This is a genomic window from Amycolatopsis sp. H20-H5 (assembly GCF_035828755.1).
Taxonomy (GTDB): domain Bacteria; phylum Actinomycetota; class Actinomycetes; order Mycobacteriales; family Pseudonocardiaceae; genus Amycolatopsis.
In genome coordinates this window covers 43,124-62,219 of the sequence record NZ_JAYMZS010000049.1, presented here as the reverse complement: position 1 = coordinate 62,219, position 19,096 = coordinate 43,124, and the positions used below count along the sequence as shown (strand labels likewise).

Genomic DNA, 19,096 nt, shown 5'->3' with positions numbered 1-19,096 from the left:
GAGGTACGCCGGGGCCAGGCGCGGGTCGTCGTCGTCGGTCGGGAAGAGGTCCCCGACGCCGAGGTCTCCCGCTTGCACGCGCCGTTCCCACGGCACCCAGGCCGGGGCGACGAGCGCGTTGGGGCCGGGGATGAGGACGACCTCGCTGACGGTCACCGGTTCGTCCTCGGCGGCCAGCGCGACGGTGACGCACCAGCGCCAGCCGCCGTAGCCGGGCACGGCGGCCTCGAACTGGTGGCTCACCGAGACGGCGTCTTCACTTCCGACGCCGACATACGCGCCGACCTGGTCGGCGGCGGCTTCCTGCAGCACGGCGTCGCGTGCGGTGTCCACCGCACCGGCCAGTTTGCGGTGGATAGAGCCGTCGTCCAGAGTCAACAGCAAGGTCATACCTCCAATTGTGCCGCACGCATCGCGAGCGGCCATGTCAGGCTAGGCGCCGTGCGAAAGCTGATCACCACTTCGATGCTGCTGGCCGCCGTTCTCGGCGGTTGCGCCGGCACGCCCGCGGCCACTCCGGCCCCCGCGCAAACCGCCGCCGAGCAGCTGCGGCCCCAGGTTCTCGGTACCCTCCCCCACGACACCGGGGCGTTCACCGAGGGGCTCGAATTCAGCGGCGACACGCTGTACGAGAGCACCGGTCTGGTCGGCCGGTCTTCGCTGCGGACGGGTCCGGCCGGCGCGCGGCCGGTCGGTAACGCCGTGCTCGCGCCGCCGCTGTTCGGCGAGGGCGTGACCGTGCTCGGGCCGACGCTCTGGCAGCTGACCTGGCAGAACGGCTTCGCGATCGAACGGGACTCGAAGACGCTCGCGGAGAAGCGCCGGGTCGCCTACCAGGGCGAGGGCTGGGGCCTCTGTCACCAGCCGGACGGGCGGCTGGTGATGAGCAACGGCTCGTCGAAGCTGACATTCCGCGATCCGGTGAGCTTCGCCGTCACCGGCGAGGTCTCGGTCGGGTACGACCAGCTCAACGAGCTCGAGTGCGTCGGCGACACGGTGTACGCCAACGTCTGGCAGACCGACACGATCCTGCGCATCGACACCACGACCGGCCACGTCACCGGCGTGATCGACGCATCCGGCCTGCTCAGCGACTCGGAGCGGACCGGCGCGGACGTGCTCAACGGCATCGCCGCGGTGCCCGGCACGGACGAGTTCCTGCTCACCGGGAAGCTCTGGCCCAAACAGTTCAGGGTGAAGTTCGTCCCCCGATCCTGAATCGTCCGCCCCTGATCCGGCGGGAAGGCCCCCAGGTAGGGCAGGATTGGGAGGTGGCACGTTTCGGTTCGCGATCCGAACCCGGCAGCTCGCGTTTCGGGCGGTCGGGCAAAGATGCTGCGCCCCGCAAGAGCAAGCGCAAGTGGACGCCGGAGCCCGGCGCCGGGCAGGCCACGCCCTGGCGAGCCGCCTCAGCCGACCACACCCGCGTCGAGCAGCCTCCCGTCGAACAGCCGCCGCGCACCCGGTTCTACGACGAGGCGCCGCGCGCATACCCGCCGCCCGTCCCCCAAGGCGCGGCCCCGAACCAGCCAGCGTCGAACCACTCGGTCCCGACAGCGGACGAAGCGCCCACCGGCGCGATCCCGATGGGATACCCCAGCCCACCGCCTTACTCACCGCGAGGCGCGCGCCCGTATCCGCCAGCCGACCCGTCGTACCGGCGCACCGAGCCGGTCCAGCGAGACCGTCCGGCCCGGCCGCCGCCCCCGCCGCGTGGCGGCTACTACGAGGATCGCCGTCCCGGCAGCGGCGAGTACGACCACTACGACACCGGCGGTTACGCGGGCGAGCCCCGTGAGACGCCGCCCGAGGCCGGGGACCCGCCCACCACCGCGGCTCCCGGCGCGGGCAGCATCCCGAAGCTGCCGAAGAAAATCACCGTCACGCGCGTCGCCGCGATGCGCAGCCGCCAGCTCACCGGGCAGGCTGTCGGCGCGTTCCAGCGGGCGACCAAGGCCGACGGCGCGGACAAGTCCGGGCTGACGGCGCTGACGTACGCGGTGATGCTGAACTACGCCAGCGACGCCGCGATGGCGATCGCGCTGGCCAACACCCTGTTCTTCGCCGCGAGCAGCGGCGAGAGCAAGGGCAAGGTCGCGCTCTACCTGCTCATCACGATCGCGCCGTTCGCGCTGGTCGCGCCGGTGATCGGCCCCGCGCTGGACAAGGTGCAGCGCGGCAGGCGGCTCGCCATGTGCGTGTCCTCGGTCGGCCAGGCGCTGATGGCCGTGGTGATGGCGCTGCACTTCGACGACTGGCTGCTCTACCCGGCGGCGCTGGGCCTGATGGTGCTGTCGAAGTCGTTCACCGTGCTCAAGGCGGCGGTCACGCCGCGGGTGCTGCCGCCGGAGATCACGCTCTCGAAGACCAACGCCCGGCTGACCGTGTTCGGCCTGATCGCGGCGGGCACGTTCGGCGCGCTCGCCAGCGGCGTCAACGCGATCTCCGGGGCCGCTGGCGCGCTGTGGTTCACCGCGCTGATCTGTCTCGCCGCGGCGGTGCAGTCGATGCGCATCCCAGCCTGGGTCGAGGTGACCGAGGGCGAGGTGCCCGCGTCCCTGTCGGCACATCCGGAGAAGAAGGAGCGGCGCAAGCGGCAGCCCATGGGCCGCCAGATAGTCCTCTCGCTCTGGGGCAACGGCACGATCCGCGTGCTCACCGGGTTCCTGATGATGTTCGCCGCGTTCGCGGTCAAGGCGCAGACGGAGGGCACCGGGCACAGCCCCGGCATGCAACTGCTGCTGCTCGGCGTGATCGGCGCCGGCGCGGGTCTGGGCGGGTTCATCGGCAACCTGCTCGGTTCGCGCCTGCACTTCGGCAAACCCGATCAGGTGATCATCTCGTCCGTCGCCGCCTGTCTGGCGGCCACGGTGGTCGCGTCGATCCTGTCCGGGCTGGCGACGGCGGCGATAGTCGCGCTCGTCGGCGCTTCGGCCAGTGCGCTGTCGAAGATCAGCCTCGACGCGGTGATCCAGGAGGACCTGCCAGAAGAGTCGCGGGCGTCGGCGTTCGGGCGCTCGGAAACCGTGCTGCAGCTGACGTGGTGCTTCGGTGGCGCGATCGGCCTGCTGCTGCCGCCGACGTACTGGATCGGCTTCCTGGTCGTTTCGCTGCTGCTCGCGGTCGGGCTGGTGCAGACGTTCCTGGTGCGGCGCGGCGGCTCGCTGATCCCGGGGATCGGCGGCGACCGGCCGCTGCGGCCGGAGCCGACCAGCAGCGGGCCTATCCCGGCCAGGGGTGGCGATTCGGGCTGGCGTGCCGGCTCGTAATGTTCGGGGCATGCGGCGAACTCGTGTGATGGCCCTGCTGGCGGCCGGTGGTTTCGTGGTGGCGGGCTGTTCCGCTCCCGGCCCGGCCGAGGTGACGTTCTTCGCCGACGGCAAGACAGTCAACGTGACCCCGCTCGCCGCCTGCGACCCGAAGACCGGCAAGTGCAGCAGCGATCCGGACGCGGCGGGCAAGCTGAAGGTGCGGCCGGGCAAGCCGGTGCAGATCTCGGTGCCCGGCGAGATCGCGGATTCGCTCTGGAAGGTCACCGCGCAGTACGTCAACGCCAAGGGCGAGCCGCAACCGCTGCAGGAGACGCTCGTCACCTCACGCGACCGCTACGCCTACACCGTCACCCCGCCGAGTGCCTCCGACCAGATCCTGGTCGTCGAGATCGCCCAGGCCGCGGCGATCAGCCGCACCGGCAACCCCGAGGACGCCGAGCCGATCACCATCGCCCTCTGGTCCCTGCAGATCGACCCCGCCCCAACCCACCAAAGCTAACCCACCCTAACCAACGCGACCCCGGCCAGCCCCAATGCCAGGGACTTCAAGCGCGGGTTCACCCAGGCGCATCCTCCATCCACAGAGGACAAACTGCCGCACTGTAGTCCGTTTGAGTCCCGACTTGCCCGATTACAGATGTCCCTGAAGGCCACCATGACGGCGTCTAACGCCGTCATGGTGGCCTTCAGGGACATCTGGGCGGACGAGCGTGGCCGGGCCATGGCGAACCCGGCGACCATTGCAGCTAGCCCGGCCCAGCCAACCCAGCCCCGGCTAACCCGGCCCCGGCTAACGCGACCAAAGGTCCCTTGATCCCTTGAAGTCGCGCTTTTTGGCCGCCAGGCCCCGCTATCGCGATGGCAGGGCGCCCTCAAGCGCCAGGTGACGTGACCTACTGAAGGAGCGCCCTGGCAGCGCGATCGCGGTAGCGCGATAAAAATTACGGATCCAGGTCCCGGGCGACAGCGCGCATGATCTCGGCGATCTGCTTGGTGTACTTGCGATCCGGGTAGCGGTTGCGGCGCAGGTCCGGGGACACCTTGGTCTCGAGGAGCTTGATCATGTCCTCGATGAGGCCGTGCAGCTCCTCGGCCGGGCGGCGGCGGGCCTCGGCGACCGAAGGCGGCGGGTCGAGCAGCCGGACGGAGAGTGCCTGCGGGCCGCGACGGCCGTCGGCGACGCCGAACTCCAGCCGTTGACCGGCTTTGAGCCCCTCGACACCCTGCGGTAGCGCGGCCTTGCGGATGTACACGTCGGCGCCGTCATCCTGGGTGACGAAACCGAAACCCTTCTCCACGTCGTACCACTTGACCTTGCCGGTCGGCACTTCCCTCACCAGTCCTTCTCTGTCCCTGCTCACGACGAACGCGCCCCGGGGGCGTACCCAGGACGCGCGTGGAAAGAGCCTATCTCGCCACCTGCCCTGGGGAGAAGCGGATACCGACGGATAGCATCTGCCGGATGGAGACCGCTGTTAAGGAGACCGCCGTGGCGACCCCCGGAAAACCGTTCCTGATGCGGCTCGGCATCGGCCTGTTCGCGCTCGGCATGGTGGCCGTGCTCGCGGTCTTCATCATGTTCGCCGCCGGGCTGGAGAACCTGCCCGTGTGGCTGAGCGCCGCCGCCGGGATCATCACCCCGCTCGGTCTCGGGCTGGGGATCATCGCGCTGGTCCACGAAGCTCGCCGTAAGAACTAGATCGGGCGCGCAGCGCCTCCATTGAGCGTGGCGGTGGGCTGGCGGGTGGGACTGAGGCGAACCAGTCTGGGAACTCCTCGAGCGAGTCAAACACGACGTCCGCGCCTTCGGCCTCCAGCTCTGCGCGGGAGCACGGCCCGGTCGTGACGCCGACCGCGAGCGCTCCGGCGGCCTTCGCGCCGCGGATGTCCCCGCGGTGGTCACCCACGTAGGCGACGGCGCCGTGCTCAAGGAGTGACACCGCCTTCCCGGTCGACCACTGCTCGCCGACCAGCTCGTCGACCTCGAGGCCGAGCGCGTCGACGTGCAATTGCGCGTTGGGGCCGTACTTGCCCGTGACGACCAGCGTCCGCCCGCCCGCCTGACGCACGGCGCGCAGCGCGGCGGCCGCGCCGGGCAGCGCGAGGGTGACCGGCACGACGACGTCCGGGTAGAAGCCGCGGAAGCGCGTGATCAGCTCCGGGATGCGCTCCTCGGGCGCGCCGTAGCCGCGCAAACTGTCATCGAGCGGCGGGCCGAGGTTCGCGGCGAAGTGCACGCCGTCGAGCGGGAGGCCCGACTCCTCCCCCAGCCGGTTCATCGCCACCAGCATGCCGGGCCGCGAATCGATCAATGTCATGTCCAGGTCGAAACCGACGGTGATGCCCACCCCGCCACGGTAGCGGGTTGTACACACCTTTGGGATGGGTAAAGCCCCTTGACACGAATTCGAACTGTGTCAAGCTGGAGCTGTGGCCGAGATCACCAGCTTCACCGAACGCACCAAGGCCTCGCTGCGCGAGGCGCTACTCGACGCCGCGACCGAACTCCTGCCAGACCGCGGGTACGCGGCGCTGCGCATGGCCGACGTCGCGGCGAGGGCCGGGGTGAGCAGGCAGACCGTCTACAACGAGTTCGGCAGCAAGGCGGCACTCACCCAGGCCGTCACGCTGCGCACGACTTCGGAATTCCTCGACGGCATCCGGCAGCGGTTCGACGAGGCCGACGGGCTGCTCGCCGGAATCCGCTGCGCGGTGACGTTCACCATCGAGCACGGCAGGCGCAACCGGCTCGTCGCCGCGGCACTGGGCACCGACGCGGGCGAGGACCTGCTGCCGCTGCTGACCACCAAGGGCGAGCCCATCCTCACCGCCGCGACCGAACTCGCGGCCGGGCAGTACCGCGAGCTCGAACCCACCCTGTCCGAGGACCAGGCGGCGCTACTCGCCGAAGCCGTGGTCCGGCTTTCGTTGAGTCACCTCGTGCTGCGCACCCATTCGGCCGTCGAAGCCGCCGACACCGTCTGTGCGGTGATGGCGCCCGCGATCGCGAGCTTCACCGATCAGTCCACTGATTCGTCCAATTCGTCCGCTGATTTGTCTACAATGGAGTGACACGAAGGGTCTCGTCATGACCGACACGCTTTCCATCCGCCACCGCACCGGGTTCTCCTCCCTGCGCCGCGGCGGGCTCAACTGGGAATCCTTCCCGCTGCGGCTGTTCCTCAAGGGCAACAAGAAGTTCTGGAACCCGGCGGACATCGACTTCAGCCACGATCTGGAGGGCTGGGAAACGCTCAACGACGAACAGAAACGCTCGGCGACCTATCTGGTGGCACAGTTCATCGCCGGGGAAGAGGCCGTCACCGAGGACATCCAGCCGTTCATGAAGGCGATGGCCGCCACCGGGCGGTTCGGCGACGAGATGTACCTGAGCCAGTTCTGTTTCGAGGAGGCCAAGCACTGCGAGGTGTTCCGGCGCTGGATGGACGCCGTCGGGCTGACCGACGACCTGCATTCCTACGTGGCCGACAACCCGCACTACCGCAAGCTCTTCTACGAGGAGCTGCCCGAGTCGCTCGGCATCCTGGAGTCCGATCCCAGCCCGCTCAACCAGATCCGGGCGAGCGTCACGTACAACCATGTCGTCGAGGGCAGTCTCGCGCTCACCGGGTACTACTCGTGGCAGATGATCTGCTCGGAGAAGCAGATCCTGCCGGGCATGCAGGAGCTCGTGAAGCGCATCAGCGACGACGAACGCCGGCACATGGCGTGGGGCACGTTCACCTGCCGCCGGCACGTGGCCGCGGACGACTCGATGTGGGACGCCGTGCAGCAGCGGATGGGCGAGCTGATGCCGCACGCGCTCGGGATGATCCAGTGGGTGCAGGACCAGTTCGACGAGGTGCCGTTCGACAACGACCCGCAGGAGATCATCCAGTATGCCGCCGACCGCGCGCAGCGACGGCTCGGCGCGATCGAGTCGGCGCGGGGGATGCCCGTCGAGCAGATCGACCTCGACTACACCCCCGAGCACCTGGAGGAGACCTTCGGCGAAGAGGACGCGAAGGCGTTCGCCGAGGCCGCCGCCAAAGCCACGAGCTGATTCGGAAGTCCCTGAAGGCCACCATGACGGCGTTTAACGCCGTCATGGTGGCCTTCAGGGACCAGCAGGCATGGGCCGTCAGGCGTGCTGGGTGGAAGCGGCCGTTTCGAGGCCGAGGATGGTGATCGACTTCTCGCGCATCTCGATCTTGCGGACCTTGCCGGTGACCGTCATCGGGAATTCGTCCACGACGTGGACGTACCGCGGGATCTTGTAGTGCGCGAGCTTGCCGGTGCAGAACTCCCGCACAGCCTCGGTGGTCAGCGCGGCCGCGCCGTCGCGCATCCGGATCCAGGCCATCAGCTCTTCGCCGTACTTTGTGTCCGGGACGCCGATGACCTGGGCGTCGAGGATGTCCGGATGCGTGTAGAGGAACTCCTCGATCTCCCGCGGGTAGAGGTTCTCGCCGCCGCGGATGACCATGTCCTTGATGCGGCCGGTGATGTTGACGTACCCGTCGGTGTCCATCACCGCGAGGTCGCCGGTGTGCATCCACCGGGCGGCGTCGATGGCCTCGGCCGTCTTCTCCGGCTGCTCCCAGTACCCGAGCATCACGGAGTAACCCCGCGTGCACAGCTCGCCCGGCTCGCCGCGCGGCATCGTCTGCCCGGTCTCGGGGTCGACGACCTTGACCTCCAGATGCGGCCCGACCCGGCCCACGGTGGACACGCGCCGCTCGATGGAATCGTCAGCGCGCGTCTGGGTGGACACCGGCGACGTCTCGGTCATGCCGTAGCAGATCGACACCTCCGCCATCCCCATCCGGTCGATGACCTGCTTCATCACCTCGACCGGGCAGGGCGAGCCCGCCATGATGCCGGTCCGTAGCGAGGACAGGTCGTGCTCGGCGAAACTCGGGTCGGCCAGCTCGGCGATGAACATCGTCGGCACCCCGTACAGCGAGGTGCACCGCTCGGCGGCCACAGCCTCCAGCGTCGCCTTCGGGTCGAAACCCGGCGCGGGGATGACCATGCACGCGCCGTGGCTGGTGCAGGCGAGATTTCCCATCACCATGCCGAAGCAGTGGTAGAAGGGAACCGGGATGCACACGCGGTCGGCTTCGGTGTAATTGCACAGTTCGCCGACGAAGAAACCGTTGTTGAGGATGTTGTGGTGACTCAGCGTCGCGCCCTTGGGAAACCCGGTGGTCCCGGACGTGTACTGAATGTTGATCGGATCGTCCGCGCTCAGCGTTCCGGCCACCTCGGCCAACAAAGCGGGGTCACCCTTGCGCCCGGTCTCAAGCAGCGAAGTCCACTTCTCGCCGCCGAGTAGCACGACGTGCTCCAGCCCAGGGGACTTCGGCCGCGCCTGCTCGATCATCCCGGCGTAGTCGGAGGTCTTGAAGCTCTCGGCGGCCACGATCAGCCGGATCCCGGCCTGGTTGAGCACGAACTCCAGCTCGTGGGAGCGGTAGGCCGGGTTGATGTTGACCAGCACCGCCCCGATCTTGGCGGTGGCGTACTGGGTGAACGTCCACTCCGCCCGGTTCGGCGCCCAGATGCCGACCCGGTCGCCCTTGCCGATCCCGGCGTCGAGCAACCCCAGCGCCAGCGCGTCCACCTCAGCGGCGAGCTCCCGGTAGGTCCACCGTTGCCCGGCGGCCCGGTCCACCAGCGCGTCCCGGTCCCCGAAGGCGGCGACCGTCCGGTCGAAGTTGTCGCCGATGGTGTCCCCGAGCAGGGGAACGTCGGAGATTCCCGAGGCGTAACCGGGAACGACGGGCGCGTCAGGCATGGTGCCTCCTGAAGTCGGCGGTGACTGCGCCCGAGTCTAAGCGCGGCCGGATGCCGAAACAGGAGTAGCGGTTCGGCTACGCTCGACTTCGGGATACGGGTCACGGAGGGAAGCAAGGCGTGCCGGAGGAATTCTCCCTGAGCTTGACCGAGGTGGACGCCGTCGCCGAGCGTGCCGGCCTACCCAGAAACTGGCACCCGTTCGAGGTACCCAGCGTCGGCACGACCCTGGTCGACCACGAACGCGCGGTGACCACGGCCTGGGACTCGCTCCGCGCCCGGGGGCTCGCCAGGCAGGACAAACTGGACCTCGAAGTCGCCGAGGCACTGGAGACCTGGACCCGTCCCGAGGTGCTGATCATCGTCCGCGCGGTGGAGATCGAGGACAACCTCAAGGTCTTCTACCGAGCGGCGGCATCCGGCAGCGTCGGCGTCTTCTCCGAGCTGGCCGCCGACGACATCCGCTTCCTCCAGCTCCGAGCGGATCGCCTGGTCAACACGGTAATCGGCATGCTCCCGCCCTACGTCCCGGTCCCACTGGCCCCCCTGACGATCACCCGCGGCGGCCGCCCCGACGCCCCGGAAGACTTCTCCGCGATGGCGTCCCAGCGCAGGGCGAACGAGAAAGCCCTGGCCAAGTTCTCGACCTGGCCACCCCACCGCCACGGCACGGTGGAGCTGTCCGTCCGCACGTCCGGCAGGCTCCGCCCGGTGGGCACGGTGAACTTCCTCGACACCGACGGCGGCCGCTTCCTGACGTTCACCGAGCAGCTCCCCGGCGGCGAGACGCGGTACCGGTTCGTTCCCTCGGACGGGTCACACCTGCGCCGCTGGCTACACGAGAGCATCACCGAAGCCCGGAGTTAACCGGCAGGCATCGCTATGGCCTCGATGGTGAACTCGACCGTCGAATCGTGGCGACGCACCGGCAGATTGCCATGGCTCGACCAGTACATCCGGGCCTTCGAACGCCTTCGGGCCGCCGCGCTCGAGCCGGAAGACTCCCGTGATCTCATCGCTATCCCAGCAAACCGCCGCCCCTTCAGCGAGCCGAAAGCCGTGCCGTTCAGCGTGGGCGACGGGCTGGCTTGCCTGATCAACTTCGGCAGCAGCATGCAGTCCCCGCTGACATTCGAGTCCGGGCGCACCTCCGTGGAGATGACTGGCTGGTCGCTCCAGAACTTGAGGGACAACCGCTATCCGGGTCTACACCACTGTCGCGAAACGGCCGCGATGAGACTCGCCGTCAATAAGACTGACACTTCGGCAACGTCCCGCGTGCGTCCTGGCAGGCCAGGACGCCTCGCCACTACAGTGGGCGCACAGGCACACACGGTGGCCAAAAAGGGGCAAAGGCAGGGGAATGAGCACACAGCAAGCACCAGAGGCCACGGGTGAACGACGCTCGTTTCGTGCCCGACCAAGTGGTACCAGCATGACGACCCGCCGCCGTCCGGCCACCCTCACCCTGGCCGCGCTGGCTCTCACTTTGACCGCGTGCAGCTCCGCCGTCGGCGGCTCAGCCACCCCCGCCACTACCCCACCCCCCACCAGCGCCTCCCCCACAAGCCCCACAGACCCCTTCCTCAACTCGAACCCCTGCACCATCCTCGACCAAGCCCTTGCCGGTGAGGGCTACCCCACCGCCGTCCCCAGCAGCGCTGACCCCAAACACGCCTGCAGCTTCAACAAGCCCACATATGGCACGGTTGGCCTCCTGCTTCAAGCAGGCCAGACCATCGACGAAGGCATCCCTGATCCCAGCAAAGCCCGCACCGGCCACGTCAAGGACCGCAGAGCCATCCAAGTACGCGAAAACGTCGGTGCCAAAGGCGACTGCATGAACAAAATTGAGGTCAAACCGAACTCACGTGCCATCGTCGTCGTTACCCTCGTCAGCAGAGACACCGACGAGGCCTGCACCTACGCGAATCAGGCATCCGCCAAGATCGAGATGTTTCTACCCAAGACCGGGTGACCTGCCGCACAAAGCCTCGGTTGGCACGAACCGCTGACAAGCATGTTCCGTCTGGTTACAGTGGTTATGCGAACACGCATGGTACTGAACAGGGGCAGGGGCTATGAGCGACGACGTTGAGTTCGGCAATCAGCCGCCGAGCACGCCCGCAGCAGGTGACGCCGGAAGTAGTTTCTTGTCCGACATGCTCAACGCACCCCTGGACGGCGCAGGCGCCGCCCGGGTCGACCAGGGAGGCCAGCAGCTCAAGGCGCTCGCCGAGAGTGGCGGGTTCGCCATCAACGAGGCCGGATTCCAACGCTATCTCAAAGCCTGCGACCGGTTCCTGCACGAGTACCCGGATCACCTATTCGAGCTGAACGTCCTCACACAGGCAGCCCAGATGGGGTCCCACAAGTATGGCGGCAAGGTCGCGGCCTTCAACGTCGAGGTTGCCAACGGTGGCCCGCAGTCGCTGATCCCCAACCTCGAACTCATGGCGGACGGCATCAAGAAGGCCCGTGAGGCGCTGGTGATCGCGCGTGCCAACTACCGCGAGACTGAGGAAGCCCACAGTCAGTCCTTCGCCAAGATCAACAACGGTCTGTGACACCGTCCGAAGCGAGCTGAGAGGGGAGCTCAGTCGTGAGCCAGCCAAACCACCGGGCCGAACAGCGACAGTACGAGGCCGACTACTACGCCCAGACCCAGCAGAAGCTCCAGCAGGGCAACAGTCACTTCGGCGCCGAAGACCGACCCGACGTCGACCAGGGTACGAAGGCGCAGACCGAGAAGTCCGCCGCCGACTACTCCGTGTCACAAGGCGATCATCTCCTTCAGGGCCAGACCACCCGAGGCGACGCACCGGCACCCGAGGACAACTACCCCAGCAAGCCCCATCAAGAGCTGTACAACATGGTGCACACCGGGCTCGACACCGGCGACATCGACGCCAGGGGCCGGGTGTCGAACGAGTTCGCGAACTGGCTTGCGGGCGTGTCGAACGACTTCACCGACGCCGCCGGCGCGTCCGACTCCCTGTGGCAGGGCTCGGCTGCGGGCAACGCCAACAACTACTTCCAGAACACCGCAGGCCACGCCGAGCAGACCGGCAGCGCCCTGCAGCTGACGTCCAACCGCTACTCCCAGCAGTCAGCGGCGGCGCACTACGCGAAGACGAACATGCCCGAGCCCACCCATTTCGACCAGAACGCCGAGATGGACAAGGCAGTCAAGCAGTTCGCCGCTGGTGACCTCGTCAGCTCGACGAACACGATGAACGCGATCTCGGGCAAGCAGCAGAAGGCCGACGCCGATCATCAGCAGGCGGTGCAGATCATGCAGGGCCTGGACAACACCTACCACGGCACCGCCACGACGCAACCGACGTACAACCCGCCGCAGCAGCCTGGGCAGCACAACGACAGCACCTCGGCCAGCAGCTTCAACCCGGGCAGCGTGAGTGGCACCACGGGCGGCCCCGGTTCCGGGATGCCGGGTGGCAGTGGCTTCACGCCGACGCCGGGAACCCAGGCAGGCGTCCCCGGGGCGCTTCAGCCGGGTGCCGGTGGTCAGCCGCCGACCTACGGGGGCGGCGGCAGCGGCACGTACCTGCCGCCCGGGTCGAGCACTAGCGGCGGGACGCCGGGCCTCGGCGGCGGGGCGACCAGGATGCCCGGGGGCAACCTCGGGGGCGGGATGCCGCGGCTCGGGCCGGACGGCATGGCCATCTCCGGTGGCGGCGGCGTCGGCGGAGCAGGTGGCGACACGGTGCGCGGCGGACGGTCCGGGCCGGGCGGTGGCGGACGCGGGTTCGCCGGGTCGCGGGTCTCCGGTGGCGGTTACACGTCCGGTAAGACCGGTGGCGCCGAGAGCGAGCCCGGTAAGGGCAGCGGGAGTGGTAGCGGCAAGTCGGCCGGGGAGCGGATCGCGCGGGGTGGGGTCGCCGCCGCGAACGCCAAGGGCGCTGGTGGTGCGGGTGCCGCCGGTGCCGGCGCTGGCAAGAAGAAGGAAGAGGACAAGGAGCACAAGAACAAGACGCCGACGCAGGAGGATCCGGACGAGGTGTTCGAAGCCCGGCCGGAGTACGGGGCTGACGGGCAGAAGGCCACGACGCCGGTCATCGGCGCCTGAGTCCGGGGCCGTATCGGGGTAAACCCGGAGGCCCGGCACCCCACGACGTGGCTAGGTTGGAAGCATGCGCTTCTACCTCGTCGACGCCTTCACCGCTGACGCCTTCGCGGGGAACACCGCCACTGTCGTCCTGCTCGACTCCCCCGCGGAGCCGGGCTGGATGCAGGCGGTGGCAGCGGAGTTCAAGCACTCCGAGACCGCCTTCGTCGTCACGAGCGGCGAAGGGCCGAAGTCGCTTCGGTGGTTCACTCCGGCGGCCGAGGTTGATCTTTGCGGACACGCGACGCTGGCGACGACGCACGTGCTCGGTGGGGAGCAGGTTTTCGCCACTCGAAGCGGTGAGCTGAGCTGCCGTGCCGAGGGCGGCTGGGTGGGGATGGACTTTCCGGTCGATCCGCCCGTCGAGTCCGACGACGACCTCTCGGGCATTCTGCCCGGGGTCGAGATCCAGTACGTGGGGCGAAGCCGCGAGAACCTCTTCGCCGTCCTCGCCAAGGCTGACGACGTACGCGCGCTGCAGCCGGACCTTGACGCCCTCGCGGCCACATGGACCGGGCGGCTCATCGTGAGCGCCTTCGAGGGGAAGGGCGAGATCCACTTCGTCAGCCGGTTCTTCGCGCCGGGGGTGGGGATCGACGAGGACCCCGTGACCGGGTCGGCGCACTGCTCGCTGGCGCCGTACTGGGGCAAGCGGCTCGACGACAAGAAGCTGGCCGGTTACCAGGCTTCCGCGCGGGGTGGGCTCGTGCGGATGCAGCTTGACGGCGACCTGGTCAAGATCATCGGGCAGGCCGTCACCGTCGCCGAAGGGGAGCTGCACGTCTGATGCGATTCCTGCTCAACATCATCTGGCTGGTCCTGTGCGGCTTCTGGATGGCCATGGGTTACCTGCTCGCCGGGGTGGTCTGCTGCATCCTCATCGTGACCATCCCGTTCGGGCTGGCGTCGTTCCGGATCGCGAACTACGCCTTCTGGCCGTTCGGGCGGACCGTGGTCGATCGGCATGACGCCGGAGCGGGCTCGTGCCTTGGCAACGTGATCTGGTTCGTCTTCGCCGGGCTTTGGCTGGCCATCGGACACGCGCTCACCGGGGTGGCGCTGTGCGTCACGATCATCGGGATCCCGCTGGGCGTGGCGAACTTCAAGATGATCCCGATCTCGCTCATGCCGCTGGGCAAGGAGATCGTCGACCTGCCGTAGGTCAGGACTCCGGCTCGTACGGCAGCTCGGTGACCAGGCACGGCCCGCCGACGAACAGGCCGCCGTCGATGCCGAGCGCCTTGCCGCCCGCGTACAGGTACGGGCCGTCGATCTGCGCGGGGTGGATGCCCAGCTGATCGGCGATGACGCTGTGGCCGTGCACGATCCGCTCTCCGCCGAGCTGGTCGAGCAGCCGCTGCGCGACCTCGGGCCCGTCCGGGCCGCGGAAGGCGTAACGCGTGGTCATCCGGCGCCACACGTCCCACCACTCGGTGATGTCGCTGCCCTCGAGGATTTCCTTGACGTTCCCGTTGATCTCCTCGATGCCGTCACCCCAGTCGAGGTACTCGAGGGTGTCGGAGTGCATGAGCAGGTGGTCCGCGGCGAGCCCCAGCAGCGGTCGGGCGGTGAGCCACGCGATGTGCTCCGGCGTGAGCCTGTCCTGATCGGACAGCAGGCCGCCGTTGATCTCCCAGCTGCGCGCGAAACTGCGGGGACCGAAGTCCGAGGGCACGGCCGTGTCGCCGAAGTGGAACATGCCGAGCAGCAGGATCTCGTGGTTGCCGAGCAGGGTGTTGCATTCGCCGCCGGCTTCGGCGGCCTGGCTGTCCAGCTTCATCACCAGATCGATCACGCCGACGCCGTCGGGCCCGCGATCGGTGAAGTCGCCGAGGAACCAGAGGTGGTCGTGGGCACCGGACCAGTCGTCCTTGTCGTCGACGAGCCCGACGGCGCGCAGCGCCTCGGCCAGCTCGTCACGGTGGCCGTGCACATCGCCCACGACATAGGTGGACCGGTCCTCGCTCATCACCCGACGATAAGCCCTTCGTCGCACGTCACGGCGGTCAGCCTTCGCCGAAGGGGTCTTCGGTACGCCCGATCAGGTCGGCGATCGAGTCGATCACCAGTGTCGGCCGATACGGATAGCGTTCGGCCGACTCCCGGGTGGAGATGCCGGTGAGCACCAGGATGGTCTGCAGCCCGGCCTCGATTCCCGAGTGGACATCGGTGTCCATCCGGTCGCCGATCATCAGGGTGGACTCCGAATGCGCGCCGAGGCGCCGCAGCGCGCTGCGCATCATCAGCGGGTTCGGCTTGCCAACGTAATAAGGGGAACGCCCTGTCGCCTTCTCGATCAGCGCGGCGACCGAGCCGGTCGCGGGCATCGAGCCCTCCATGCTCGGGCCGGTCGCGTCCGGGTTGGTGGCGATGAACTTCGCCCCGGCTTCGATGAGCCGGATCGCCCGCGTGATCGCGCTGAAACTGTACGTGCGCGTCTCGCCGAGGACGACGTAATCCGGGTCGCGCTCTGTCAGCACGTAACCGACCTCGTGCAGCGCGGTGGTCAGCCCGGCCTCGCCGATCACGAACGCCGAGCCGTTCGGGCGCTGGGAGGCGAGGAACTTCGCGGTGGCCATGGCGGAGGTCCAGATCGACTCCTCCGGGATGTCCAGCCCGGTCCGCTCCAGCCGGGCCCGCAGGTCGCGCGGGGTGTAGATGGAGTTGTTGGTGAGCACCAGAAAGTCGATCCCGTTGGCCCGCAGCTCCTTGAGGAACTCGTCCGCGCCGGGGACGAGGTGCTCCTCCTTCGCCAGCACGCCATCCATGTCGGTCAGGTACGTCCAACGGCCCTTGCTCATGCCCCCACCCTATTGGTCGGCGACCGGATGGACAGCCACCGCGGCCGCCTTGACCGAAAGGGTGATCGGCGACCCCGGTTCGAGTGCCAGGTCGGCGACGGCCGCGGGGGTCAGGTCCGCGGTCAGCCCGTGTGCCCAGCCGTCGCCGCCCGCCCGCAGCCGGATCACCGGGCCGTGGGGTTCGAGCCCGGTGACGACGGCGTCGGCGGTGTTGCGCGGGCTGCCCCGGTGCTCGCCGTCCGGCACGTAGACGCTGACCGCGCTCGGCGGGAAGACGGCCACCGCGGCGTCCCCGCTGACGACGTCCCCGGCCGGGATGCCCGCGAGCACCTGGCCGCCGCCGGTGCGCAGCCCGTCCACCACGGCGACGCCGGTGACCAGGTTGAGCCCGGCGATCCGGGCGGTGAAGGCGGTGCGGGGCGCGGCCAGCACCTCGCGGGTCGGCCCGCGTTCGACGATCCGGCCACCGGCCAGCACCGCGACGTGGTCGGCCAGCGCGAGCGCGTCGAGCGGGTCGTGCGTGACCAGGACGGTGGTCGGCCCGGTGCGCAGTACCCGCCGGAGCAGGCCGCGGATGGCCGGGGCGGAGTCGACGTCCAGTGCGGCGAAGGGCTCGTCGAGCAGCAGCAACGCGGGTTCGGCGGCGAGCGCCCGCGCGATGGCGACGCGCTGGGCCTGCCCGCCGGACAGCTGGGCGGGCTTGCGGTCGGCGAACTCGGCGGCGTCCACTTCGGTCAGCCACTCGCGCGCGATCTCGCGGGAGCGCTGCCTGCTCGCACCGGTCGAACGCGGGGCGAAGGCGACGTTGTCCAATGCGGACAGATGCGGGAACAGCAGTGCGTCCTGGGACAGCAGGCCGATCCCCCGCGCGTGCGGCGGCAGGCCCGACCGGCTGTCCGAAAGGGTGCGCCCGGCCAGCGTGATCCGCGCGCGCTGTGCCTCCAGCAGCCCGGCGAGGCAGCCGAGCACGGACGACTTGCCCGAGCCGTTGGGGCCGAGCAGGGCCAGCACGGTCCCAGTCGGGACGGTGAACTCGACGTCGAGCTCAAAAGCGCCTCTGACCAGGCCGATCGTCGCTTCGAGGCTCACGCGCGGACCCCTTCGAGCGCCTTCGGCCTGGCCAGCGCGATGACGAGGATCGCGACGACGATCAGCAGCAGCGCGAGCGCGACGGCGCTGTCGGTGTCGACCTCGGCCTGCGTGTAGACCTCCAGCGGGAGCGTCCTGGTGACGTCCTCCAGGCTGCCCGCGAAGGTGATGGTCGCGCCGAACTCTCCCAGCGCCCTGGCGAAACTGAGCACGACGCCCGAACCGAGCGCGGGTATCAACAGCGGCAGGGTGACCCGGCGGAACACCGTCCAGGGGCGAGCACCCAGCGTCGCGGCGACGCGCTCGTAGCGGTCGCCGGAGCCGCGAAGGGCGCCTTCGAGGCTGACGACCAGGAACGGCATCGCGACGCACGACTGCGCGCTGACCACGGCCGCGGTGGTGAACGGCACCTGCTCGCCGGTCACCACGGTGATCAGGTAGCCGAGGAAACCCTTGCGGCCCAGCAGGTACAGCAGGGCGAGCCCGCCGACGACCGGCGGCAGCACGAGCGGGAGCAGCACCACCGCGCGCAGCACCCGGATGCCGCGCAGGCGCGAGCGGGCCAGCACCACGGCGAGCGGGACACCGAGCAGCACACAGGCCACTGTGGACAGTCCGGCGGTGATCAGCGACAGCCGCAACGCGTGCAGGGAGGACGACGTCGTGATCAGGCCGGGGAAACGGGAGAGGTCGGACCGCACCAGCAGCCCGACCACCGGGAGCACCACGAGAGCCAGCGCGAACACCGCGGGCACCCACAGCACCCAGGGGACTCGTGAGTGCCGGGGAGCCCCGGCACTCACGAAGCCGCTACTGAGCCGGGCCAAATCCGACCTTGGTCAGCTCGGCTTTGCCCTGCGCGCCGAGCACGAAGTCGGTGAACTCCTTCGCCAGCGCCGCCTGCGGAGCGTCCTTGACCACGGCGATCGGGTAGTTGTTGATCGCGCCCGAGGCCTCCGGGAAGTCGACCTTGTCCACCTTGGACGCGGCCGAGGTGGCGTCGGTGACGTAGACGAGCCCGGCGTCGGCGTCACCGGACTGGACCTTGGTGAGGACCGCCTTGACGTCCTGCTCCTCGCTCGCCGGCTTGAGCGTGACCTTCGTGTTCGTCTCGACCTTCTTGGCCGCCGCGCCGCACGGCACCTGCGGCGCGCAGACGACCACGATCGTGCCCGCCCTGGCGAGGTCGGCGAAGGCCTTGATGCCCTTCGGGTTGCCCTTGGCGACCGCGACGGTGAGCTTGTTGGTGGCGAACACGGCCGGCTGGCCGTCGATCACCTGCCCCTTGGTCGCCTTGTCCATGTTGGCCTGGTCCGCCGAGGCGAACACGTCGACCTTCGCGCCGTTGGTCAGCTGCTGCACCAGCGCGGAGGAGCCCGCGAAGTTGAACTTCACGGTGAGCCCGGGGTGGCTCGCCTCGAACTGCTTGCCCAGCGCACCGAACGACTCGGTGAGCGACGCGGCGGCGAACACGGTCAGCGTCTTCGCCTCGCCGCCGCCAGCGGCAGAGGGCGAGCCGGACGCCGTACTCGGGGTGTCCGAGGAACTACAGGCCGTGGCCAGCAGTGCGGTGGCCACGACGAAGACGAGGGCCAGCTTTCTCATTTGGTTCCTTCCGGGGTTTCCACCACGACGGTGGTCGCCTTGACGACGGCGACCGCGAGCACCCCGGGCCGGAGGCCGAGTTCGCGGACGGCTTCGGTACTCATCAGTGACACCACGCGGTGCGCCCCGCACTGCAGCTCGACCTGGGCCATCACCTTGTCGGAGATGACCTCGGTGACCAGCCCCACGAACCGGTTGCGGGCGGACCGGCCGACCGAAGACGGGTCCTCTGTGGTCTCGGCCTGCGCGCGGGCGAAACCCGCGAGTTCGGCGCCTTCGATGACCTTGCGCCCGGCCGCGTCGTCGGTCGCGGTGAGCTGACCGGCACGGACCCAGCGGCGGACGGTGTCGTCACTCACTCCGAGCAGACCAGCGGCCTCGGATAACCGGAATTGCGGCAT

23 protein-coding genes are annotated in these 19,096 nt (G+C 68.9%); 12 read left to right on the top strand and 11 right to left on the bottom strand.

From position 1 onward, the window contains the following. Nucleotides 1–390: DUF3027 domain-containing protein (locus tag QMK34_RS25310; protein WP_326416831.1), on the bottom strand; the 390-nt coding region annotated here is incomplete at its 3' end. A 51-nt stretch (nt 391–441) separates the two neighbouring features. Here QMK34_RS25310 and QMK34_RS25305 point away from each other — a divergent pair. Genes QMK34_RS25305 through QMK34_RS25295 form a run of 3 tightly spaced genes read left to right on the top strand, consistent with a single transcriptional unit; the run spans nt 442 to nt 3,771 of the window. Further along, nucleotides 442–1,218 (top strand): glutaminyl-peptide cyclotransferase, encoded by a 777-nt coding sequence (locus QMK34_RS25305; protein ID WP_326416830.1) that lies wholly within the window; start codon nt 442–444, stop codon nt 1,216–1,218. Nucleotides 1,219–1,271: 53 nt separating this feature from the next. Next, on the top strand, nt 1,272–3,269 hold the full coding sequence (locus QMK34_RS25300) for an MFS transporter (RefSeq protein ID WP_326416828.1): 1,998 nt from the start codon (nt 1,272–1,274) through the stop codon (nt 3,267–3,269). Between the two features lie 10 nt (nt 3,270–3,279). Beyond that, a complete protein-coding gene (locus tag QMK34_RS25295) occupies nt 3,280–3,771 on the top strand; it encodes a DUF2771 family protein (protein ID WP_326416827.1) in 492 nt (163 codons plus the stop codon). A 442-nt stretch (nt 3,772–4,213) separates the two neighbouring features. Here the strand turns inward: QMK34_RS25295 and QMK34_RS25290 are convergent, their stop codons facing one another. Further along, nucleotides 4,214–4,600 carry a cold-shock protein gene (locus QMK34_RS25290; RefSeq protein ID WP_326416837.1) on the bottom strand — a complete coding sequence of 129 codons (387 nt, stop codon included), beginning with the start codon at nt 4,598–4,600 and terminating at the stop codon, nt 4,214–4,216. 134 nt (nt 4,601–4,734) lie between these two features. Between QMK34_RS25290 and QMK34_RS25285 the strand changes: the two genes are divergently transcribed. Continuing rightward, nucleotides 4,735–4,971, top strand: coding sequence for a hypothetical protein (locus tag QMK34_RS25285; RefSeq protein WP_326416826.1), 237 nt, complete (start codon nt 4,735–4,737; stop codon nt 4,969–4,971). Here the strand turns inward: QMK34_RS25285 and QMK34_RS25280 are convergent. Beyond that, the gene (locus QMK34_RS25280; protein WP_326416825.1) at nt 4,934–5,620 is read right to left on the bottom strand and encodes an HAD family hydrolase; all 687 of its coding nucleotides are present in this window, start codon (nt 5,618–5,620) and stop codon (nt 4,934–4,936) included. The genes QMK34_RS25285 and QMK34_RS25280 overlap by 38 nt on opposite strands. A 91-nt stretch (nt 5,621–5,711) precedes the next feature. Between QMK34_RS25280 and QMK34_RS25275 the strand changes: the two genes are divergently transcribed. After that, nucleotides 5,712–6,344, top strand: coding sequence for a TetR/AcrR family transcriptional regulator (locus QMK34_RS25275; RefSeq protein ID WP_326416836.1), 633 nt, complete (start codon nt 5,712–5,714; stop codon nt 6,342–6,344). 16 nt (nt 6,345–6,360) lie between these two features. Next, nucleotides 6,361–7,335, top strand: a complete 975-nt coding sequence (locus tag QMK34_RS25270) for a R2-like ligand-binding oxidase (RefSeq protein WP_326416824.1) — start codon at nt 6,361–6,363, stop codon at nt 7,333–7,335. A 78-nt stretch (nt 7,336–7,413) separates the two neighbouring features. Here QMK34_RS25270 and QMK34_RS25265 read toward each other — a convergent pair whose 3' ends face one another. Further along, a complete protein-coding gene (locus tag QMK34_RS25265; RefSeq protein ID WP_326416823.1) occupies nt 7,414–9,072 on the bottom strand; it encodes an AMP-binding protein in 1,659 nt (552 codons plus the stop codon). A 119-nt stretch (nt 9,073–9,191) separates the two neighbouring features. Here QMK34_RS25265 and QMK34_RS25260 point away from each other — a divergent pair, with 119 nt between their 5' ends. Next, the gene (locus QMK34_RS25260; RefSeq protein ID WP_326416822.1) at nt 9,192–9,938 is read left to right on the top strand and encodes an ESX secretion-associated protein EspG; all 747 of its coding nucleotides are present in this window, start codon (nt 9,192–9,194) and stop codon (nt 9,936–9,938) included. Here QMK34_RS25260 and QMK34_RS25255 read toward each other — a convergent pair. Further along, a complete protein-coding gene (locus tag QMK34_RS25255; RefSeq protein ID WP_326416821.1) occupies nt 9,935–10,186 on the bottom strand; it encodes a hypothetical protein in 252 nt (83 codons plus the stop codon). The two genes, QMK34_RS25260 and QMK34_RS25255, sit on opposite strands and share 4 nt — an antisense overlap. 320 nt (nt 10,187–10,506) lie before the next feature. On the opposite strand from QMK34_RS25255, the gene QMK34_RS25250 reads away from it, so the two are divergent. The 5 genes from QMK34_RS25250 to QMK34_RS25230 all read left to right on the top strand — a co-directional run bounded on the left by QMK34_RS25250 (nt 10,507) and on the right by QMK34_RS25230 (nt 14,361). Further along, complete coding sequence (locus QMK34_RS25250; protein WP_326416819.1) at nt 10,507–11,049, top strand: DUF3558 family protein; 543 nt, start codon at nt 10,507–10,509, stop codon at nt 11,047–11,049. 103 nt (nt 11,050–11,152) lie between these two features. Next, nucleotides 11,153–11,638: a hypothetical protein gene (locus QMK34_RS25245; RefSeq protein ID WP_326416817.1), complete on the top strand. Its 486-nt coding sequence runs from the start codon at nt 11,153–11,155 to the stop codon at nt 11,636–11,638. 35 nt (nt 11,639–11,673) lie between these two features. Next, a complete protein-coding gene (locus QMK34_RS25240) occupies nt 11,674–13,161 on the top strand; it encodes a hypothetical protein (RefSeq protein ID WP_326416816.1) in 1,488 nt (495 codons plus the stop codon). 64 nt (nt 13,162–13,225) lie between these two features. Next, on the top strand, nt 13,226–13,987 hold the full coding sequence (locus tag QMK34_RS25235) for a PhzF family phenazine biosynthesis protein (RefSeq protein ID WP_326416815.1): 762 nt from the start codon (nt 13,226–13,228) through the stop codon (nt 13,985–13,987). After that, a complete protein-coding gene (locus QMK34_RS25230; protein WP_326416814.1) occupies nt 13,987–14,361 on the top strand; it encodes a YccF domain-containing protein in 375 nt (124 codons plus the stop codon). The genes QMK34_RS25235 and QMK34_RS25230 overlap by 1 nt, the downstream gene beginning before the upstream one ends. Before the next feature lies 1 nt (nt 14,362). Here the strand turns inward: QMK34_RS25230 and QMK34_RS25225 are convergent, their stop codons facing one another. From QMK34_RS25225 to QMK34_RS25200, 6 genes are read right to left on the bottom strand one after another with little or no spacing between them, the layout of a single operon-like run. Then, the gene (locus QMK34_RS25225; RefSeq protein WP_326416813.1) at nt 14,363–15,169 is read right to left on the bottom strand and encodes a metallophosphoesterase family protein; all 807 of its coding nucleotides are present in this window, start codon (nt 15,167–15,169) and stop codon (nt 14,363–14,365) included. A gap of 37 nt (nt 15,170–15,206) precedes the next feature. Beyond that, entirely contained in the window at nt 15,207–16,001 is a 795-nt protein-coding gene (locus QMK34_RS25220) for an HAD-IIA family hydrolase (RefSeq protein ID WP_326416811.1), read from the bottom strand. A 9-nt stretch (nt 16,002–16,010) separates the two neighbouring features. Further along, the gene (locus QMK34_RS25215) at nt 16,011–17,090 is read right to left on the bottom strand and encodes a sulfate/molybdate ABC transporter ATP-binding protein (protein WP_326416810.1); all 1,080 of its coding nucleotides are present in this window, start codon (nt 17,088–17,090) and stop codon (nt 16,011–16,013) included. Further along, complete coding sequence (locus QMK34_RS25210; RefSeq protein WP_326416809.1) at nt 17,087–17,854, bottom strand: ABC transporter permease; 768 nt, start codon at nt 17,852–17,854, stop codon at nt 17,087–17,089. Before QMK34_RS25210 ends, QMK34_RS25215 begins: the two co-directional genes overlap by 4 nt. Nucleotides 17,855–17,900: 46 nt before the next feature. After that, on the bottom strand, nt 17,901–18,695 hold the full coding sequence (modA, locus tag QMK34_RS25205; protein WP_326416808.1) for a molybdate ABC transporter substrate-binding protein: 795 nt from the start codon (nt 18,693–18,695) through the stop codon (nt 17,901–17,903). Continuing rightward, a complete protein-coding gene (locus QMK34_RS25200; RefSeq protein WP_326416806.1) occupies nt 18,692–19,096 on the bottom strand; it encodes a TOBE domain-containing protein in 405 nt (134 codons plus the stop codon). Before QMK34_RS25200 ends, modA begins: the two co-directional genes overlap by 4 nt.